Raw genomic sequence first — 15,573 nt, 5'->3', positions numbered from 1 at the left:
GAGACCTTCTCGGCGTCAGCGCTCCAGGGACTTCAGGTAGGCGATCAGGGCCGCGGCCTCGTCAGGATCGAATCGGAATTCCGGCATGCTCGGGTGACCCGTGCGGATTCCCTCGGCCAGGGCCTCGCCGAGATTCTCGACGGGGTAGCGGGTGTGGAGCTCGCGGAAGGGCGGTGCGATGCGCAGCGGGCTCGCTCCAGTTCGCTCGACAGCATGGCAGCGGGCGCAGTCGGTGCGTGCGATCGTGGCGCCCCGCTGTACCGCCCGGTCCCAGGCCAGCGCGGGGCCGGTGAGGGCGAGGGAGGCCAGCAGGAGGTGCCCGGCGGCGGAGGGGGCTGTCCGGCGCATCAGTGGCTCATCAGGCAGCAGAGGGTGGTCGCCTGCAGGACGTCGCGGGTGGCCCCGCCGAAGATCCACTCGCGCAACCGCGTATGCCCGTAGGCGCCCATCACGATGAGGTCGGCGTCGGCGCGCCGCGCGAACTGCAGGACCGCCTCCGCGGCCTCGGCGCCGGGGCTCGGGAGGAGATGGGTGGTCACTGCGGCTCCATGCCCGGACAGGTAGGCGGCCACGTCCTCCGCACCCTCCTCGTGGGCACCGAGCCCCGCCACCACGAGGTGGACGGCCTCGGCCCGGCTGAGGAACGGCAGGGCGTCCTGCACCGCCCGGCGGGATTCCCGCGTGTCCTTCCAGGCCACCACGATCCGTTTCGCCGTCAGGCGCTCGACGCCCGGCGGCGCCACGAGCACCGGGCGGCCGACCGCCATCAGGAGGGCGCCCGCGGCGATGCCCATGAGACCGGGATCGCCGTCGACGGGCCCGTGACGACCCACCACGACCATGTCGGCGGCGCGCGCCTGGGTCGTGAGATAGGCCGTGGGTTCGGCGAGCGCCGCCCGCCAGGCCGTGCGGATTCCGCGGCCAGCCTCGCGCAGGAACACCGCCCGGGCTTCCGCGAGCTGCTCCCGCGCACGCCGGTCCTCGATCTCGTAGATGCGTTCGGATTCGCGGATGTCGCTGACGGCGATGAGGGCGGGCACCTGCCGCGCGGCGACACCGGTCAGGGTCGCGTCGAAGCGCTCGGCCAGGCTCGCGGAGAGCTGGACCCGATCCGCGGCGGCCGCGCCGAGGTCCAGCGACACCATGACGTTCGAAATCTTCATCTCTGCCTCCCGTGGTCCGGCCGTCCGGACCGGACGGGACATCGTGGGGCGCGCCCTCCGCCCGGTCCTTGATCCATCGCAAGGGGTGGGGTGTGGCGTGGTGGTGCCGGCCTGTTCGCGACCCCTAATCGCGCAGGCGCCTCGCCAAGGGGACCGGACCGGGACCGAACCCGTCGGCGGCCACCGACCGAACGACCCGGAGCAGGGCGGCGACGTCCATCGGACGGTCCGTCCCTGCGTCCGGCTGCGGCGCTGCCGGCTCGGCCGGCCCCTGGCCCCGCGGCCCGGCGTGCCCTTGGCCGTCGACGGTCGTCCGCCGCCGCCGGGACAGCCGCGCCCGCAACCAGCGCGGCAGGGGGCGTCCGGACCGGCCCCGCGATCCCCAGACTCGCTCGTCGTCGACAGCCATGCGGCGTCTCCCGTATCCTCTCGATCGTCGGTGCCGCCCCGCGCCGTCCGCTTCGGGGCCGCGGCCCCCTTCGCCTTCACGTCGGACGGGCCAGCACGAGCCGGAGCGGCGTGGGGGTCACGACCACGGAAAGGAGCGCAAGACCGAGCGCCTGGAGGCTGCCGATGCTCCGGTGGCGGCCGATGCTCCGGTGGCGAAAGAGGTCCGCGACGATCGGATCCGCCGACGGTCGCGCTCCGAGGATGTGCGGCACGCCCGTCGCTTGGACCGACCGGACGGAAGCGGATCGCAAGACGATCGTCACCGGAGCCTCCTGTTCCCGTTTGCGGTCGCGATGATGACCGCGGGGCCGGCGCGCACCTTGCGGTGGATCAATGTGACGCCGCGGGGACTCCGGACCCTCCGCTTCCGGTCGCGGCGGCGCGACGGGCCGCGGCACTGAGGCGAAGACGTGGCGGGCGTCCGCCCGGGGCGGGCCGACGCGACAGGACCTCCCAGGCCCTCCACGAAGGACGGCCGCGCCGCCGCCGCCTCAGCGCAGGATGCGGGGTGCCGGCGTTCCGGCCGATGGGTCGGGCCCATCCGCATCGCACAGGCCGGCCCAGAGCTTCCACTCGGTCCAGGCCTGCTCCAGGGCCGCCACGGCCGCGTCCCGCGAGGACACGGTCGCGCCTCGCCGGAACGGAGACGCCCCGATGTCGAGGTGCAGGCCCCAGGTCCATTGCGCGGCGGGCGGGGGATCGTCGCGGATGCAATCCACCCGCCCGACGATCAGCGCCCCGCTCGTGATGACGTAGGTCTCGCGCGGGTGGTCCTCGAGGCGGGTGTAGATGAGCTGCGCCACGATGCGGTGTGCCTCCGTCCCCCTCGGGCGTCGTGCCGCCGACGGCCTCGCCCCGGCATCCTACCGCAGAGACCGCGCGCGCGAAGCGGCCGGTTTTCCATCCGAAACGGCCCTGCGGGGGCGGGTCGGTCGCTCGGACACGAAAAAAGCCCCGGCGGCGCAGCGGCCGTCCGGGGCTCGATCCTTGACGGGCGGCGCGGCCTTCAGAGGCGGGCGGTCTCGCGGCGGTTGAAGGCGAGGGCGCAGAGCGTCGCGACCGCGCCGGAGAGCAGGTAGACGCCGACCCAGGACAGGCCGAAGCGGCTGGAGACACTGAGCGCCACCAGAGGCGCGAAGCCCGCGCCGATCAGCCAGGCGAGGTCCGAGGTGAGGGCGGCGCCGGTGTAGCGGAAGCGGGTGCCGAGATTGGCGGTCACAGAGCCCGAGGTCTGGCCGTAGGAGAGGCCGAGCAGGCCGAATCCGATCAGCACATAGATGGTCTGGCCGAGCTCGCTGTCACCGAAGATGATGGGCGCGGCGATGCTGGCCAGGGCGAACAGACCGATCAGGCCGGCCGCCACCCCCACCAAGGTCCGCCGGCCGATGCGGTCGGCCAGGACGCCGGAGAGCACGATGGTGCCGGCGGCCAGGAAGGCGCCCGAGCACTGCACCAGCAGGAACTCGCCCGCCGAGCGGCCGGTGAAGAGGTGGATCCAGCTGATCGGGAACACCGTCACGAGATGGAACAGGGCGAAGCTCGCCAGCGGCACCACGGCGCCGATGAGCACGAACCGGCCGTGCGTGCGCAGGAGCTCCAGCACCGGGGTCGGCTCCAGCTCCTGCATCTGCAGCATCCGCGAGAATTCCTCGGTGGCCACGAGCCGCAGGCGGGCGAAGAGCGCCACGACGTTGATCGCGAAGGCCACGAAGAACGGGTAGCGCCAGCCCCAGTCGAGGAAGTCGGCGTTGGAGACGTTGCCGAGGAAGAACGCGAACAGGGCGCTCGCCAGCATGAAGCCGACCGGCGCGCCGAGCTGCGGGATCATCGCGTACCAGCCGCGCTGCTTCTCAGGGGCGTTCAGCGCCAGCAGGGAGGCAAGTCCGTCCCAGGCGCCGCCCAGGGCGAGGCCCTGGCCGAAGCGCAGGGCGGCCAGGATCCAGATCGAGAGCGCGCCGAGCTGGTGGTAGTTCGGCAGGAAGCCGATCGCCATCGTCGAACCGCCGAGCAGGAACAGCGCGATCGTCAGCTTCGCCGCGCGCCCGTGACGCCGGTCGATCTCCATGAAGATCACCGAGCCGATCGGGCGGGCGATGAAGGCCAGGGCGAACAGCGCGAAGGCGTAGAGCGTGCCGGTCAGCGGATCGGCGAAGGGAAAGAACACGCCGGGGAAGATCAGAACCGAGGCGATGCCGTAGACGAAGAAGTCGAAATACTCCGCGGCGCGCCCGATTACGACGCCGATGGCGATCTCGCCCGGCGCCACATTGTGATCGCTCGACGCCTCGTGCGCGTCGCGCTCCAGCGATGAGGAGGAGGGCAATGCGGAGTCTGCGCTCATCAAGGAAACCGTGCTCGCTTCATGCGTTCGAGGCCGAATCAGGCGCGGGGCGGCGCGTGAGGCCCTGGGATGGGACACGTGTACGCCCTGCCATTTGTCTGCGTCAAAGCGCAGCGTGACGCGCCCCGGGACAAAGAGCGCGGTGTTTTGGCGCGATCCGTGAAATCGTGGCAGGGTCCATAGCGTGCTTTGTCCTGCATCGGCTATGCCCGCAGCGCTGATCAGACGCGCCGCATGCGACTTGTCAGATTGATGCAATGCAGCGAATTGAGACCCGACGATAACGCCTTCGGTCAATCGGGGCCGTTGGACGTCGCTCATCCGAGATGGTGCCAGACGAGTCCATGCCGGTCAAAACCCTTCGTACGCTCGCGCTCCTCCCGCTGTTCGGACTCCTGTCCGGCTGCAACATGGTCCTGATGCAGCCCTCCGGCGACATCGCAACGCGCCAGCGCGACCTGATCCTGGCCTCCACCGGCCTGATGCTGCTCATCATCATCCCGGTCATCGCCTTCACGCTGCTGTTCGCGTGGCGCTACCGGGTCTCGAACACCAAGGCCGAATACGATCCCGACTGGCACCACTCGACGCAGCTCGAAGTGCTGATCTGGTCGGCGCCGCTGGTCATCGTCATCGCCCTCGGGGCCCTGACCTGGATCAGCACCCACACCCTCGATCCCTACCGTCCCCTGAGCCGCCTCGACGCAGACCGGCCGCTGCCGGCGGGGGTCAAGCCGCTGACGGTCGAGGTCGTCGCACTCGACTGGAAATGGTTGTTCTTCTACCCAGATCAGGGCATCGCCACCGTCAATGAACTGGCGGCTCCGGTCGATGTGCCGATCTCCTTCAAGATCACCTCCGCCACCGTCATGAACTCGTTCTTCATCCCCGCGCTCGCCGGGCAGATCTACGCCATGGCCGGCATGGAGACGAAGCTCCACGCGGTGATCAACAAGGCCGGCACCTACGAGGGCCTCTCGGCCAATTACAGCGGCTCCGGCTTCTCGCGGATGAACTTCAAGTTCCATGGCCTCGACCAGGCCGGGTTCGACCAGTGGGTCGCCAAGGTGAAGGCCGAGGGCAAGCCCCTCGACCGCCAGGGCTACCTCGCCCTGGAGAAGCCGAGCGAGCGCGAGCCGGTGCGCTACTTCTCCACCGTGGAGAACGGCCTCTACGGCGCGGTGCTCAACATGTGCGCCGTGCCGGGCAAGATGTGCATGAACGAGATGATGCACATCGACGCCATGGGCGGGGCGGGCAAGGAGAGCCACGCCAATCGCGAGCGGCTGGAATACGACAACCGCTACGCCGAGCAGGGCATCGAGGCGCCGGGCGCCACGGTCGGCGGCTCCGGCCGCGAATCCCATAGCCGGGAGCAGCCCGAGGGCATGAAGCCCAAGAGCATCGCACCGGAGGTGAAGCCGGACTCGGCACCGGAGCATTCCGGGCACGACCACGGCGGTCACCATGGCGGCCCGGCCGGTGACGGCAAGGATTCCAAGGGCTCGGACTCCGTCGCGCCCGGTCAACTGAATCGATAATCGCGGACGCTTCGGTCGCCCGCACCCCCATTCGGCACACTCCTCTCACGAGTAGGTCCCATGTTCTCCAATCCGGATCTCCAGAAGCTCCTGTTCGGGCGGTTGACGCTCGACGCCGTGCCGCTTCATGAGCCGATCCTCCTCATCACCTTCGCGATGGTCGGCCTCGGCGGCGTCGCGGTGCTCGGTGCGCTTACCTATTTCCGCCTCTGGGGACCCCTCTGGCGCGACTGGTTCACCTCCGTCGATCACAAGAAGATCGGCATCATGTACATCGTGCTCGCGCTGGTCATGCTCCTGCGCGGCTTCGCCGACGCGCTGATGATGCGCGCCCAGCAGGCGATGGCCTTCGGGCCGAACGAGGGCTACCTGCCGCCGCACCACTACGACCAGATCTTCACCGCCCATGGCGTGATCATGATCTTCTTCGTGGCGATGCCGCTGGTCACGGGCCTGATGAACTTCGTCGTGCCGCTGCAGATCGGCGCCCGCGACGTGGCCTTCCCGTTCCTCAACAACTTCAGCTTCTGGATGACGGTGAGCGGCGCCGTGACCGTGATGGCCTCGCTGTTCGTCGGCGAGTTCGCCCGCACCGGCTGGCTGGCCTATCCGCCTCTCTCGGGGCCCGCCATGAGCCCGGGGGTCGGCGTCGACTACTACATCTGGGCGCTCCAGATCGCCGGCATCGGGACCCTGCTGTCGGGCATCAACCTCATCGCCACCATCGTGAAGATGCGGGCCCCCGGCATGACCATGATGAAGATGCCGGTCTTCACCTGGACCGCGCTCTGCACCAACATCCTCATCGTCGCCGCCTTCCCCATCCTCACGGCCGTTCTCGCGCTGCTGTCGCTCGACCGCTACGTCGGCACGCACTTCTTCTCGAACGACCTCGGCGGCAACCCGATGATGTACGTGAACCTGGTTTGGATCTGGGGTCACCCGGAGGTGTACATCCTCATCCTGCCGGCCTTCGGCGTGTTCTCGGAGATCGTCTCGACCTTCTCGAGCAAGCGCCTCTTCGGCTACGCCTCGATGGTCTACGCCACCGTCGTCATCACGATCCTGTCCTACCTCGTGTGGCTGCACCACTTCTTCACGATGGGCTCGGGCGCCAGCGTGAACTCGTTCTTCGGCATCACGACGATGATCATCTCGATCCCGACGGGTGCGAAGATCTTCAACTGGCTCTTCACCATGTACAAGGGCCGCATCCGGTTCGAGGTGCCGATGCTCTGGACGGTCGGCTTCATGGTGACGTTCGTCATCGGCGGCATGACCGGCGTCCTGCTCGCCGTGCCCCCGGCCGACTTCGTGCTGCACAACTCGCTGTTCCTGATCGCCCACTTCCACAACGTCATCATCGGCGGCGTGCTGTTCGGCATGCTGGCCGGCATCACCTACTGGTTCCCGAAGGCCTTCGGCTTCAAGCTCGACGACTTCTGGGGCAAGGTGTCGTTCTGGTTCTGGCTGACCGGGTTCTGGGTCGCCTTCATGCCGCTCTATGTCCTCGGCCTGATGGGCGTCACCCGCCGCGTCCAGCACTTCGACGACCCGTCCCTGCAGATCTGGTTCATCATTGCGGCCTTCGGCGCCGTGCTGATCCTCTGCGGCATCGCCTCCTTCGCGATCACCCTGGTCGTCAGCGTCCTGCGCCGCGAGCAGCTGCGCGACACGACCGGCGACCCGTGGGGCGGCCGGACCCTGGAATGGGCGACCTCCTCGCCGCCGCCGGACTACAACTTCGCTTTCACGCCCGTGATCCACGATCACGACGCGTGGTGGGACATGAAGAAGCGCGGTTACGCCCGGCCGCTTCAGGGGTTCAAGGCCATCCACATGCCGAAGAACACCGCGGCCGGCATCATCCTCGGCGTGCTGAGCATCGTCTTCTCCTTCGCGATGATCTGGTACATCTGGTGGCTTGCGGCCTTCAGCTTCGCCGCGATCGCGGTCGTCGCGATCGGCCACACCTTCAACTACAACCGCGACTTCTACATCCCGGCCGACGAGGTCGTCCGGACGGAAGGCCAGCGGACGTCCCTGCTGGCGGAGCGTGTCTGAGATCATGGCAACCCAGTCTTCCGCTGCCATGAACTTCGAGCCCGGCCGAAGCCCGTCGGTGACGATTCCCCAGGTCGATCCGACGGCCTTCTACGACGCCAAGGGCGAGCATCACCCGGAAGGGAGCACGATGCTCGGCTTCTGGCTCTACCTGATGAGCGACTGCCTCATCTTCGCGGCGCTGTTCGCCACCTATGCGGTGGTGGGCCGGAACTACGCCGCGGGGCCCTCGCCGAAGGATCTGTTCGACCTGCCGCTGGTGGCGTTGAACACCTCGATGCTGCTGTTCTCCTCCATCACCTACGGCTTCGCCATGCTGGAGATGGAGAAGGGCGACCTCAGCCGCGTGCAGATCTGGCTGGCGATCACCGGCCTGTTCGGCCTCGCCTTCGTGGGGCTGGAGCTCTACGAGTTCCACCACCTGATCCACGAGGGCGCGACGCCCCAGCGCAGCGCCTTCCTGTCGGCCTTCTTCACCCTGGTCGGCACCCACGGCCTGCACGTCAGCCTCGGCATCGTCTGGCTGGTGACGCTGATGGCGCAGGTGCACAAGCGCGGGCTGGTGCCCGAGAACAAGCGTCGGCTGCTCTGCCTCAGCATGTTCTGGCACTTCCTCGACGTGATCTGGATCGGCGTCTTCACCTTCGTGTACCTGATGGGAGTCCTGCAATGAGCGCCGCGTCGAAGGCAGGACACGACGATCACGGGCACGGACACGGGCATGCCGACGGCGGCAGCCACGGGACCTTCAAGGACTACATGACCGGCTTCGTGCTGTCGGTCATCCTGACGGCGATCCCGTTCGTCCTGGTGATGGGCAACGTACTCGGCAACGACCGCATCACCGGCATCGTCATCATGGGCTTCGCGGTAGCGCAGATCGTGGTGCACATGATCTACTTCCTCCACATGAACACGAAGTCCGAGGGCGGCTGGACCATCCTGGCTCTGATCTTCACCCTGACGCTGGTGATCATCACGCTCGCGGGCTCCTTGTGGGTAATGTACCACCTCAACACGAACATGATGCCGCAGCACATGCACATGGGCTGATGGCCAGCCCACGACCGGGGGCGCGGCGCTCCACCTTCGCGCTCGCGGCCCTCGCCGTCACGGGGCTGATCCTCGTGGCGGCCCTCGCGGCTCTGGGAACCTGGCAGGTCCAGCGCCGGACCTGGAAGCACGATCTGATCGCCCGGGTCGAGGCCCGGGTCCATGCCGATCCGGTCGCGGCGCCGGGCCCCGGAACCTGGGACGGGCTGACGGCGGATGCCGACGCCTATCGCCGGGTGCGGACGAGCGGGCACTTTCGCAACGACCGCGAGACTCTCGTCCAGGCCGTCACCGATCTCGGCGCCGGTTTCTGGGTGCTGACGCCCGTGGAGCGCAGCGACGGTACCGCGATCCTGGTCAATCGCGGCTTCGTCCCCGCGGACCGCCGAGACCCGGCCGCGCGGGCGGCCGGACAGATCGCCGGCGAGACCACCGTCACCGGGCTCCTGCGCCTGAGTGAACCGGGCGGGGCCTTCCTCCGCAGCAATGCCCCCGAGGCCGGGCGCTGGTACTCGCGCGACGTCGCCGCCATCGCGGCGGCGCGGGGGCTCGCCGACGCCGCCCCGTACTTCATCGATGCCGACGCCACCCCGAATCGCGGCGGCTGGCCGGTAGGCGGGCTGACGATCGTGCGGTTTCCGGACAACCACCTCGTCTACGCGATCACCTGGTACGTCCTCGCCCTGATGGTCCTGGGCGCGGTCGGCTACACCCTCCTCGATGCCCGCCGCGGCGCGGGGCGGGCATCGGCCTGAGGTCAGGCCGCGGCGAGGCGCTGCAGCCAGGCGCCCGCCCGCACGACGTCGGCCTGCGAAAGGCCGTGCCCGACGGGCAGGGTCTCGTGCGTGACGGTGGCGCCGGCAGCCCGCAGGCGTTCGGCGAGCGACCCCACATTGGCCGCAGGCACGATCGGGTCGGCGGCGCCCGAGAGCATCAGCACCGGCCGGCCGGCGAGATCGGCCGGCGGCGTCTCCCGCAGGGGTACCATCGGGCGCAGGAGCACCGCGCCGGCGAGCACCTCCGGGTGCAGGAGCAGCAGGGCCGCGGCGATGTTCGCCCCATTCGAGAACCCGACCGCCACCGGCGCGGCGAGGCCGTAGGCTGTCCGCGCCGCGGCGACGAAGCCGGCGAGGTCGGCGGCGCGCCGGCGGAGATCGGCCTCGTCGAACACGCCCTCCGCGAGTCGGCGGAAGAAGCGCGGCATGCCGTTCTCCAGCACCGCGCCGCGGGGGGAGAGCAGGGCGGTGCCGGGCAGCAGGGTCCGCCCGAGGGGCAGGAGGTCGGTCTCGTCGCCGCCCGTCCCGTGCAGGAGGAGGAGCGGCGGCAGCCCGGCCTCGGTGGCGGGCACGAAGCGATGGGTGAAGCGCTGGGCTCCGCCCCAGGATGGTTCGGTCATGGCAACCTCGCGACGATCGGTTGGAGCGCGCCCGCTCCGGACGGAGCGAGCGCTTGTCTTCGGCCGGTTTCGTTCAGGCCACTTCGGGCAGGTGCCCCTCGATCTGGGCCCGGTGGGGTTCGAGGAAGGCCGGCAGCTTGAGGTCGCTGCCCAGGGTCTCCACCGGCTCGTCGACGACGAAGCCCGGGACGTCGGTGGCGATCTCGAACAGCACCCCGCCCGGCTCGCGGAAGTAGACCGAGCGGAAGTACTGCCGGTCGCGCTGCTCGGTGACCCCGAGCCCGTAGGTGCGGGTCAGCGTCTCCACCATCCGCGCCTGCTCCGCGTCGTCCGCCGCCCGGAAGGCGATGTGGTGCACGGAGCCCGCGCCCTGGCGGCCGCGGAGGAACTCGCCCACCGCCCGCAGGGTGACGAAGCCGCCCTCTGGGGCGCCGCTGGCGTAGCGGGTCGCCGCGCCCTCGCGTCCGGCCTCATGGAAGCCGAACACCTCGGTCAGGATCGCCGCCGTGCCCTCCGCCTCCTTCAGGAGCAGGGTGACGCCGTGGAAGCCGCGGATCGCGTGCTCCGCCGGGATCTCGGCACCCGTCCAGGGCGCGTCGGTCTCCGCCGCCTCGGTGCCGACCAGGGCCAGCATCAGGCCGTCGGGATCGCGGAAGCGCAGGGTCGGCTCGCCCAGCACCGGGGCCAGGGCCTCGTGGGCGACGCCCTTCTCGATGAAGCGGTGGGTCCACCAGCCGATCGCGGCCCGCGGGACCCGGAAGGCGGTCTCCTGGGTCTCGCCGATCCCGACCCGGCCGGGGGCCGCGTGCGCGATCGGGAAAAAGGTCAGGATCGTGCCGGGGCGGCCGGTCTCATCGCCGTAATAGAGGTGGTAGGTGCCCGGATCGTCGAAGTTGACGGTCTTCTTGACCAGTCGGAGGCCGAGCACCCGGGTGTAGAAGTCGACGTTGCGGGGCGCGGCGCCGGAAAACGCGGTGACGTGGTGGATGCCGTTCTGGGACATGGGACGATCTCCTGGGGGCCGCACCGCGCCGGGACCGGCCGTGCTGCGATGACCGGAAGATGCGCCTTGCCACCGCGTTCGAAAATGGAAACGATGGAAACGCATCGTTTCTGAAAGACCATCGATGAAGCTTCCCGATTTCGAAGCCTGGGCCATCTTCGCCAAGGTGGTCGAGACCGGATCCTTCGGCCGTACGGCCGCTGAGCTGGGCATCACCACGGGTACGGTTTCCAAGGCAGTGACCCGCCTGGAAGTGCGGATCGGGGCGCGCCTGTTCCACCGCACCTCGCGCAAGCTCGCTCTCACGGAGGCCGGCGCCTCGGCCCGGGAGGCCGCCGCGCGCATCCTCGCCGAGGGCGAGGCGGCCGAGACCCGGGCGCAGGACGCGGCGGCGCAGCCGCGCGGGAAGGTCCGGCTCGCTGCGCCAATGTCGTTCGGGGTGCTGCACGTGGCGCCGCTCCTGCCGGATTTCCTCGCGGCACATCCGGGCCTGAGCATCGACCTGCATCTGGGCGACGATCTGATCGACCTCGTCGGCGGCGGCTTCGACTGCGGCCTGCGCATCGCCGCGCTGACGGATTCCTCGCTCCGGGCCCGGCGGCTCTGCGCAATTCACCGCTCGCTCGTCGCCACGCCGGCATACCTCGCCCGGCACGGATGGCCGGCCCATCCGCACGATCTCGCGGGCCATGCCTGCCTCGGCTACGCCTACCTGCCGAGCCCGGATCGCTGGCGCTTCCTGGGGACCGGCGGCGCGGAGGCCACGGTGGTGCCGGATGGCCCCCTGCGGGCGAACAATGCCGATGCCCTCGCGCCCGCCCTGCGTGCCGGCCTGGGCCTCGCGGTCCAGCCGGACTTCATGGTGTGGGAGGACCTGCGCGACGGGCGCCTGGTCCGGGCCCTGCCGGGCTGGACGCCGCCGCGGATCGACCTCCACCTTGTCACCCCGCCGGGCGATCCGCGCCCGGCCCGGGTCACCGCCCTGATCGCCTATCTGGCCCACGCCCTCTCGGCCGCGCCCTGGGCGGCCGGGACCGGCACCGTCCCGGCGTGAGCCGCCGGCTCAGGCCTCGGCGATCTCCAGGGTCAGGCCGCGTCCGCGCAGCACCTTGTCGAGGCGCTGGCGCATTTCGGGGCAGAGATGGTCCACGCGCAGGTGCAGGGTGTCGCCCTGCGGCGTCCCGGTGACCCACAGGCGGTAGCGCAGGCCTTCGTCCCGGAGCTGCTCCAGCAGGCGCTCGGAGGCGATTCGGTTGGCCTCGTTGTTCATCGCGATGAGGCGTGCATCCATCTCGGTCTCTCCTGCTTGCAGAAGGGCAACGCGCGACGCGGCCTTTTTCGTCCCTGCGACCTGACTTCGTGGTGAAGCGAAGCGTGTTCGGGCGCCCGAAAGGGGACGGCTGATCTCCCGCTCAACCGGAACACGGGGCCGATGCCGAGGTTCACGGGCATGAGATCGCTGGAGGAGGGTGTGATGACACGCAGGGCCATGATCGCCGTGGCGGTGCTGCTCGCGGGACCGGCCGCGGCGCAATCGGTGAGCGAGAAGACGGGGGTGAATGCGCTGATCGGGGTGAGCCCCTCCACCGCCGATTTCGTGACCCAGGCCGGGGTCAGCGACCTCTTCGAGATCCAGACCAGCCGGCTCGCGGCCGAGCGCAGCGACGCGCCGACCAAGGCCTACGCCCAGAAGATGATCGCCGATCACGAGAAGACCACGGGCGAGCTGAAGGCCATGGTCCAGGGTGGGAAGGTCCAGGCCACCCTCCCGACGGCCCTCGACAGCACGCATCAGGGCAAGCTCGACACCCTGAAGGGCCTGCAGGGCGACGCCTTCACGAAGCAGTATCACAGCGATCAGGTGAAGGCGCACAAGGATGCGGTCGACCTGTTCCAGCGCTACGCGAAGGGCGGCGACAACCCGGACCTGAAGGCCTGGGCGGCCAAGACCGAGCCGGCCCTCGCGCATCACCTCAAGATGGCGCAGGATCTCGATAGGTAAGTCCCGTCCCCCCGGCGAGCGGTACGGCGGAGACCCGTCCCGACCCGCCGCAGGATCAGAAGACCTCGTCCGTGTGGACGTCGAAGCGGGCGAGGTGCGCGTAACCGAAGTTCGTGGTGATCGCCACGTCTGTCGCGTCGCGCCCGCGGGCCATGACGATCCGGCCGATGCGCGGCGTGTTGTGGCGCGCGTCGAAGGTGTACCAGGTCCCGTCGAGATAGACTTCGAACCAGGCCGAGAAATCCATCGGGTCGGGCACCGGCGGGATGCCGATGTCGCCGAGGTAGCCGGTGCAGTAACGCGCCGGAATGTTCATGCAGCGGCAGAACGCGACGGCGAGATGCGCGAAATCGCGGCAGACGCCCTGGCGCTGCATGAAGCCGTCCCAGGCCGTCCGGGTGGCATCGGCGCACATGTAGTCGAAGCGGATGCGATCGTGCACGTAGTCGCAGATCGCCTGTACCCGGCCCCAGCCGAGGGGCGTGCCGCCGAACAGCGACCAGGCCGTCTCGGACAGCTTGTCGGTGTCGCAGTAGCGGCTGCCCAGGAGATAGACGAGCACGTCGTTGGGCAGGTTCTGCACCTCGATCTGCTGGGCGTTGGGCGCATAGGCGTCGGGCTGGCCGGAATCCTGGACCACGAAATCGGCCGAGATCGTCAGGCGGCCGGGGGGCGTGACGATGCGGGTGCAGATGTTGTCGAAGACGTCGCGATAGTCCTGGGACGGGATCGGCGGATCGAACTGGATGACGTGGGGGGTCAGGACGTCCGGCATCCGTGAGGGGTGCACGCTCAACGCGAGGATCATCGGCGTTGGCTGAACCGATTCGAAGGCGATGTCGAACCCAGTCCTGATCTTCATATCCACCACCTGATCCTGTCGAGAAACACACGCTCTTCACTTGCGACCGGGCGGCGGTTACCGCGCCGGTGCGTCAACGCGCCAGATCCGGATCCGTCGCCCGAGGCCCCCCGGCCCCCGGCTCGACTTCCTGGACATCGACGCTCACCGTCATGCCCAGATCGTCCGCCGGAAACCCGAAGAACGACCCGTGCAGCGGGACTGCCTGGCGCGGGTCTCGCGCCACCGCGACCCGGATCAGATCCCGGTTTCCGACGATGCCGTTCGTCGGATCGAACTCGATCCAGCCCGCGCCGGGCAGGTAGACCTGCACCCAAGCATGAGTCGAGCCACCGCCCACGTGCCGGTCGCGATCCCCGCGTGGGTTGTAGAGGTAGCCCGAGACGAAGCGGGCCGCCATGCCGAGGGCCCGCACGGCCTCGATCATCAACACCGCGAAATCGCGGCAGCTTCCGCGCTTCAGGCGCAGCGTCGTCACCGGATCCTGCACGCCCTTCTCGGAGCGGGCCAGATACGCGAAGTTGCGCCGGACGCTGCGGGTCATCTCGGCCAGAAGGTCCTGGGTCCCGATCCGTCCGGCGGGGGGCACGAAGCTGCGGGCCCAGGCGTCGACCTCGTTGCGCGGATCGGCGTATTGCCGCTCCATCGAGCGGCTGAGATCCGGGATGTCGTCGGCTCCGTAGCCGAACGGGTAGAACGCCGCATGGGCGGCGATGGGGAAGACCGGCGCCGATTCCGGCGTGTGGTCGAGGGTGATCGCGCATTCGAAGGTGAGCTGCGCGGCCCGCCCCGTGAAGGTGGCCACGGCCACGCAGTTGCCGAAGACGTCGTGAAGCCAGCGCAGGCCGCTCGGCTCCGGCGTGATCTTCAGGGTCGCCGAGATCAGGCGCTGGTCGTAGCTGTCGCGAGGCCGGAACAGGATGCGGTGTTCACCGAAGGCCACCGGCTGCCGGTAACGGTAGGTGGTGCGGTGACGGACGGACAGGATGGGCAAGGCGAGGGGCTCCACCGCGCCGGATCGGCGTGGTCTGGTCGGCGCGGACGCTGGGTTCGGCGATGCAAGTCGTGCGCCGGAGCGACCCGCCGCGGGAGCGGCGGAAACGCCTCTCGGCGGGGCGAACCGACAGGGTCAGGGCACGATGGGCTGGGGCACGGTGGTGGCGATTTCCGCCTCACTCAGGAGATCGAACGGGCGCCACGGCTTCGGAATGAACACTGCCTGCTCCGGCAGGGTTCCGGGTCGTTCGGCCCGCCGGCCCGAGGTGACCACCATGCGGGCCGCCGGCCAGAGCAGGGCGACCGCGGAGGCGAGCTGGACCCCGTCCATCGCGCCGGCCAGGCTGACATCGGCGAAGACCAGGGCGACGTCGCCGCCGCGCTCGCGCATGATGGTGAGCGCGGCCTCCGCGCTGTCGCAGCCGATGGCGGTCAGGTCGGTGTCGCTCAGGAGCGCCTCGGCCAGCGCCCGCGTGGCGGCGTCGTCCTCGACCACGAGGGCGAGCTTGGATGGGCGGGGCTTGGCCGGATTGGGCTTGGCCACCGGTTCCGGTTCGACCTTGCGCACGAGGATCGCGAGGTGTTCCGGCACGCCCTCGGCGATCAGGTCGTCGTAGAAGGCGGCGAGGGCCTGGCCGATCCGGTCGAGCGACATCCCGGGACTCAGCGTGTCCGCGAGCGATGTCCGGCTGACGGCGGACG

The 15,573-nt window shown here is 69.5% G+C and carries 17 protein-coding genes; 7 read left to right on the top strand and 10 right to left on the bottom strand.

The genetic code is table 11. The features are described 5' to 3' along the window. Positions 1–15 precede the first annotated feature (15 nt). The 4 genes from ASF18_RS10085 to ASF18_RS10060 form a co-directional block, all read right to left on the bottom strand. A complete protein-coding gene (locus tag ASF18_RS10085) occupies positions 16–348 on the bottom strand; it encodes a cytochrome c (RefSeq protein WP_056351191.1) in 333 nt (110 codons plus the stop codon). Continuing rightward, positions 348–1,163, bottom strand: coding sequence for a universal stress protein (locus ASF18_RS10080; protein ID WP_056351189.1), 816 nt, complete (start codon positions 1,161–1,163; stop codon positions 348–350). Before ASF18_RS10080 ends, ASF18_RS10085 begins: the two co-directional genes overlap by 1 nt. A gap of 941 nt (positions 1,164–2,104) precedes the next feature. Next, positions 2,105–2,416: a hypothetical protein gene (locus ASF18_RS10065; RefSeq protein ID WP_056222827.1), complete on the bottom strand. Its 312-nt coding sequence runs from the start codon at positions 2,414–2,416 to the stop codon at positions 2,105–2,107. 203 nt (positions 2,417–2,619) lie between these two features. Next, entirely contained in the window at positions 2,620–3,954 is a 1,335-nt protein-coding gene (locus ASF18_RS10060) for an MFS transporter (RefSeq protein WP_056351184.1), read from the bottom strand. A gap of 344 nt (positions 3,955–4,298) precedes the next feature. Between ASF18_RS10060 and cyoA the strand changes: the two genes are divergently transcribed. From cyoA to ASF18_RS10035, 5 genes are read left to right on the top strand one after another with little or no spacing between them, the layout of a single operon-like run. Beyond that, a complete protein-coding gene (cyoA, locus tag ASF18_RS10055) occupies positions 4,299–5,495 on the top strand; it encodes a ubiquinol oxidase subunit II (protein WP_056274819.1) in 1,197 nt (398 codons plus the stop codon). A gap of 60 nt (positions 5,496–5,555) precedes the next feature. Continuing rightward, positions 5,556–7,559, top strand: coding sequence for a cytochrome o ubiquinol oxidase subunit I (cyoB, locus tag ASF18_RS10050; protein WP_056222817.1), 2,004 nt, complete (start codon positions 5,556–5,558; stop codon positions 7,557–7,559). Positions 7,560–7,587: 28 nt separating this feature from the next. Then, on the top strand, positions 7,588–8,232 hold the full coding sequence (cyoC, locus tag ASF18_RS10045; RefSeq protein WP_156389669.1) for a cytochrome o ubiquinol oxidase subunit III: 645 nt from the start codon (positions 7,588–7,590) through the stop codon (positions 8,230–8,232). Continuing rightward, positions 8,229–8,612, top strand: coding sequence for a cytochrome o ubiquinol oxidase subunit IV (cyoD, locus tag ASF18_RS10040; RefSeq protein ID WP_056351182.1), 384 nt, complete (start codon positions 8,229–8,231; stop codon positions 8,610–8,612). Before cyoC ends, cyoD begins: the two co-directional genes overlap by 4 nt. After that, positions 8,612–9,367, top strand: coding sequence for an SURF1 family protein (locus tag ASF18_RS10035; RefSeq protein WP_056351180.1), 756 nt, complete (start codon positions 8,612–8,614; stop codon positions 9,365–9,367). The genes cyoD and ASF18_RS10035 overlap by 1 nt, the downstream gene beginning before the upstream one ends. A 2-nt stretch (positions 9,368–9,369) precedes the next feature. Here the strand turns inward: ASF18_RS10035 and ASF18_RS10030 are convergent, their stop codons facing one another. Then, the gene (locus tag ASF18_RS10030) at positions 9,370–10,008 is read right to left on the bottom strand and encodes an alpha/beta hydrolase (protein WP_056274815.1); all 639 of its coding nucleotides are present in this window, start codon (positions 10,006–10,008) and stop codon (positions 9,370–9,372) included. A gap of 73 nt (positions 10,009–10,081) precedes the next feature. After that, entirely contained in the window at positions 10,082–11,011 is a 930-nt protein-coding gene (locus ASF18_RS10025; protein WP_056351178.1) for a ring-cleaving dioxygenase, read from the bottom strand. A 124-nt stretch (positions 11,012–11,135) separates the two neighbouring features. Between ASF18_RS10025 and ASF18_RS10020 the strand changes: the two genes are divergently transcribed. After that, positions 11,136–12,065 carry a LysR family transcriptional regulator gene (locus tag ASF18_RS10020; RefSeq protein ID WP_056351176.1) on the top strand — a complete coding sequence of 310 codons (930 nt, stop codon included), beginning with the start codon at positions 11,136–11,138 and terminating at the stop codon, positions 12,063–12,065. 9 nt (positions 12,066–12,074) lie between these two features. Here ASF18_RS10020 and ASF18_RS10015 read toward each other — a convergent pair whose 3' ends face one another. Next, on the bottom strand, positions 12,075–12,302 hold the full coding sequence (locus ASF18_RS10015) for a hypothetical protein (RefSeq protein WP_056274809.1): 228 nt from the start codon (positions 12,300–12,302) through the stop codon (positions 12,075–12,077). Between the two features lie 183 nt (positions 12,303–12,485). Here ASF18_RS10015 and ASF18_RS10010 point away from each other — a divergent pair, with 183 nt between their 5' ends. After that, entirely contained in the window at positions 12,486–13,013 is a 528-nt protein-coding gene (locus tag ASF18_RS10010) for a DUF4142 domain-containing protein (RefSeq protein WP_056351175.1), read from the top strand. Between the two features lie 55 nt (positions 13,014–13,068). Here the strand turns inward: ASF18_RS10010 and ASF18_RS10005 are convergent, their stop codons facing one another. The 3 genes from ASF18_RS10005 to ASF18_RS09995 all read right to left on the bottom strand — a co-directional run bounded on the left by ASF18_RS10005 (position 13,069) and on the right by ASF18_RS09995 (position 15,526). Beyond that, on the bottom strand, positions 13,069–13,875 hold the full coding sequence (locus ASF18_RS10005) for a transglutaminase family protein (RefSeq protein ID WP_056351172.1): 807 nt from the start codon (positions 13,873–13,875) through the stop codon (positions 13,069–13,071). Positions 13,876–13,948: 73 nt separating this feature from the next. Then, positions 13,949–14,869 (bottom strand): transglutaminase family protein, encoded by a 921-nt coding sequence (locus ASF18_RS10000; protein ID WP_056223026.1) that lies wholly within the window; start codon positions 14,867–14,869, stop codon positions 13,949–13,951. Between the two features lie 135 nt (positions 14,870–15,004). Continuing rightward, positions 15,005–15,526 carry a response regulator gene (locus ASF18_RS09995; protein ID WP_056274808.1) on the bottom strand — a complete coding sequence of 174 codons (522 nt, stop codon included), beginning with the start codon at positions 15,524–15,526 and terminating at the stop codon, positions 15,005–15,007. Between the last annotated feature and the right edge of the window lie 47 nt (positions 15,527–15,573).

This window comes from Methylobacterium sp. Leaf89 (genome assembly GCF_001422215.1).
GTDB lineage: Bacteria > Pseudomonadota > Alphaproteobacteria > Rhizobiales > Beijerinckiaceae > Methylobacterium.
The sequence above is the reverse complement of the archived record's forward strand: the minus strand, read 5'-3'. Positions and strand labels throughout refer to the sequence as shown.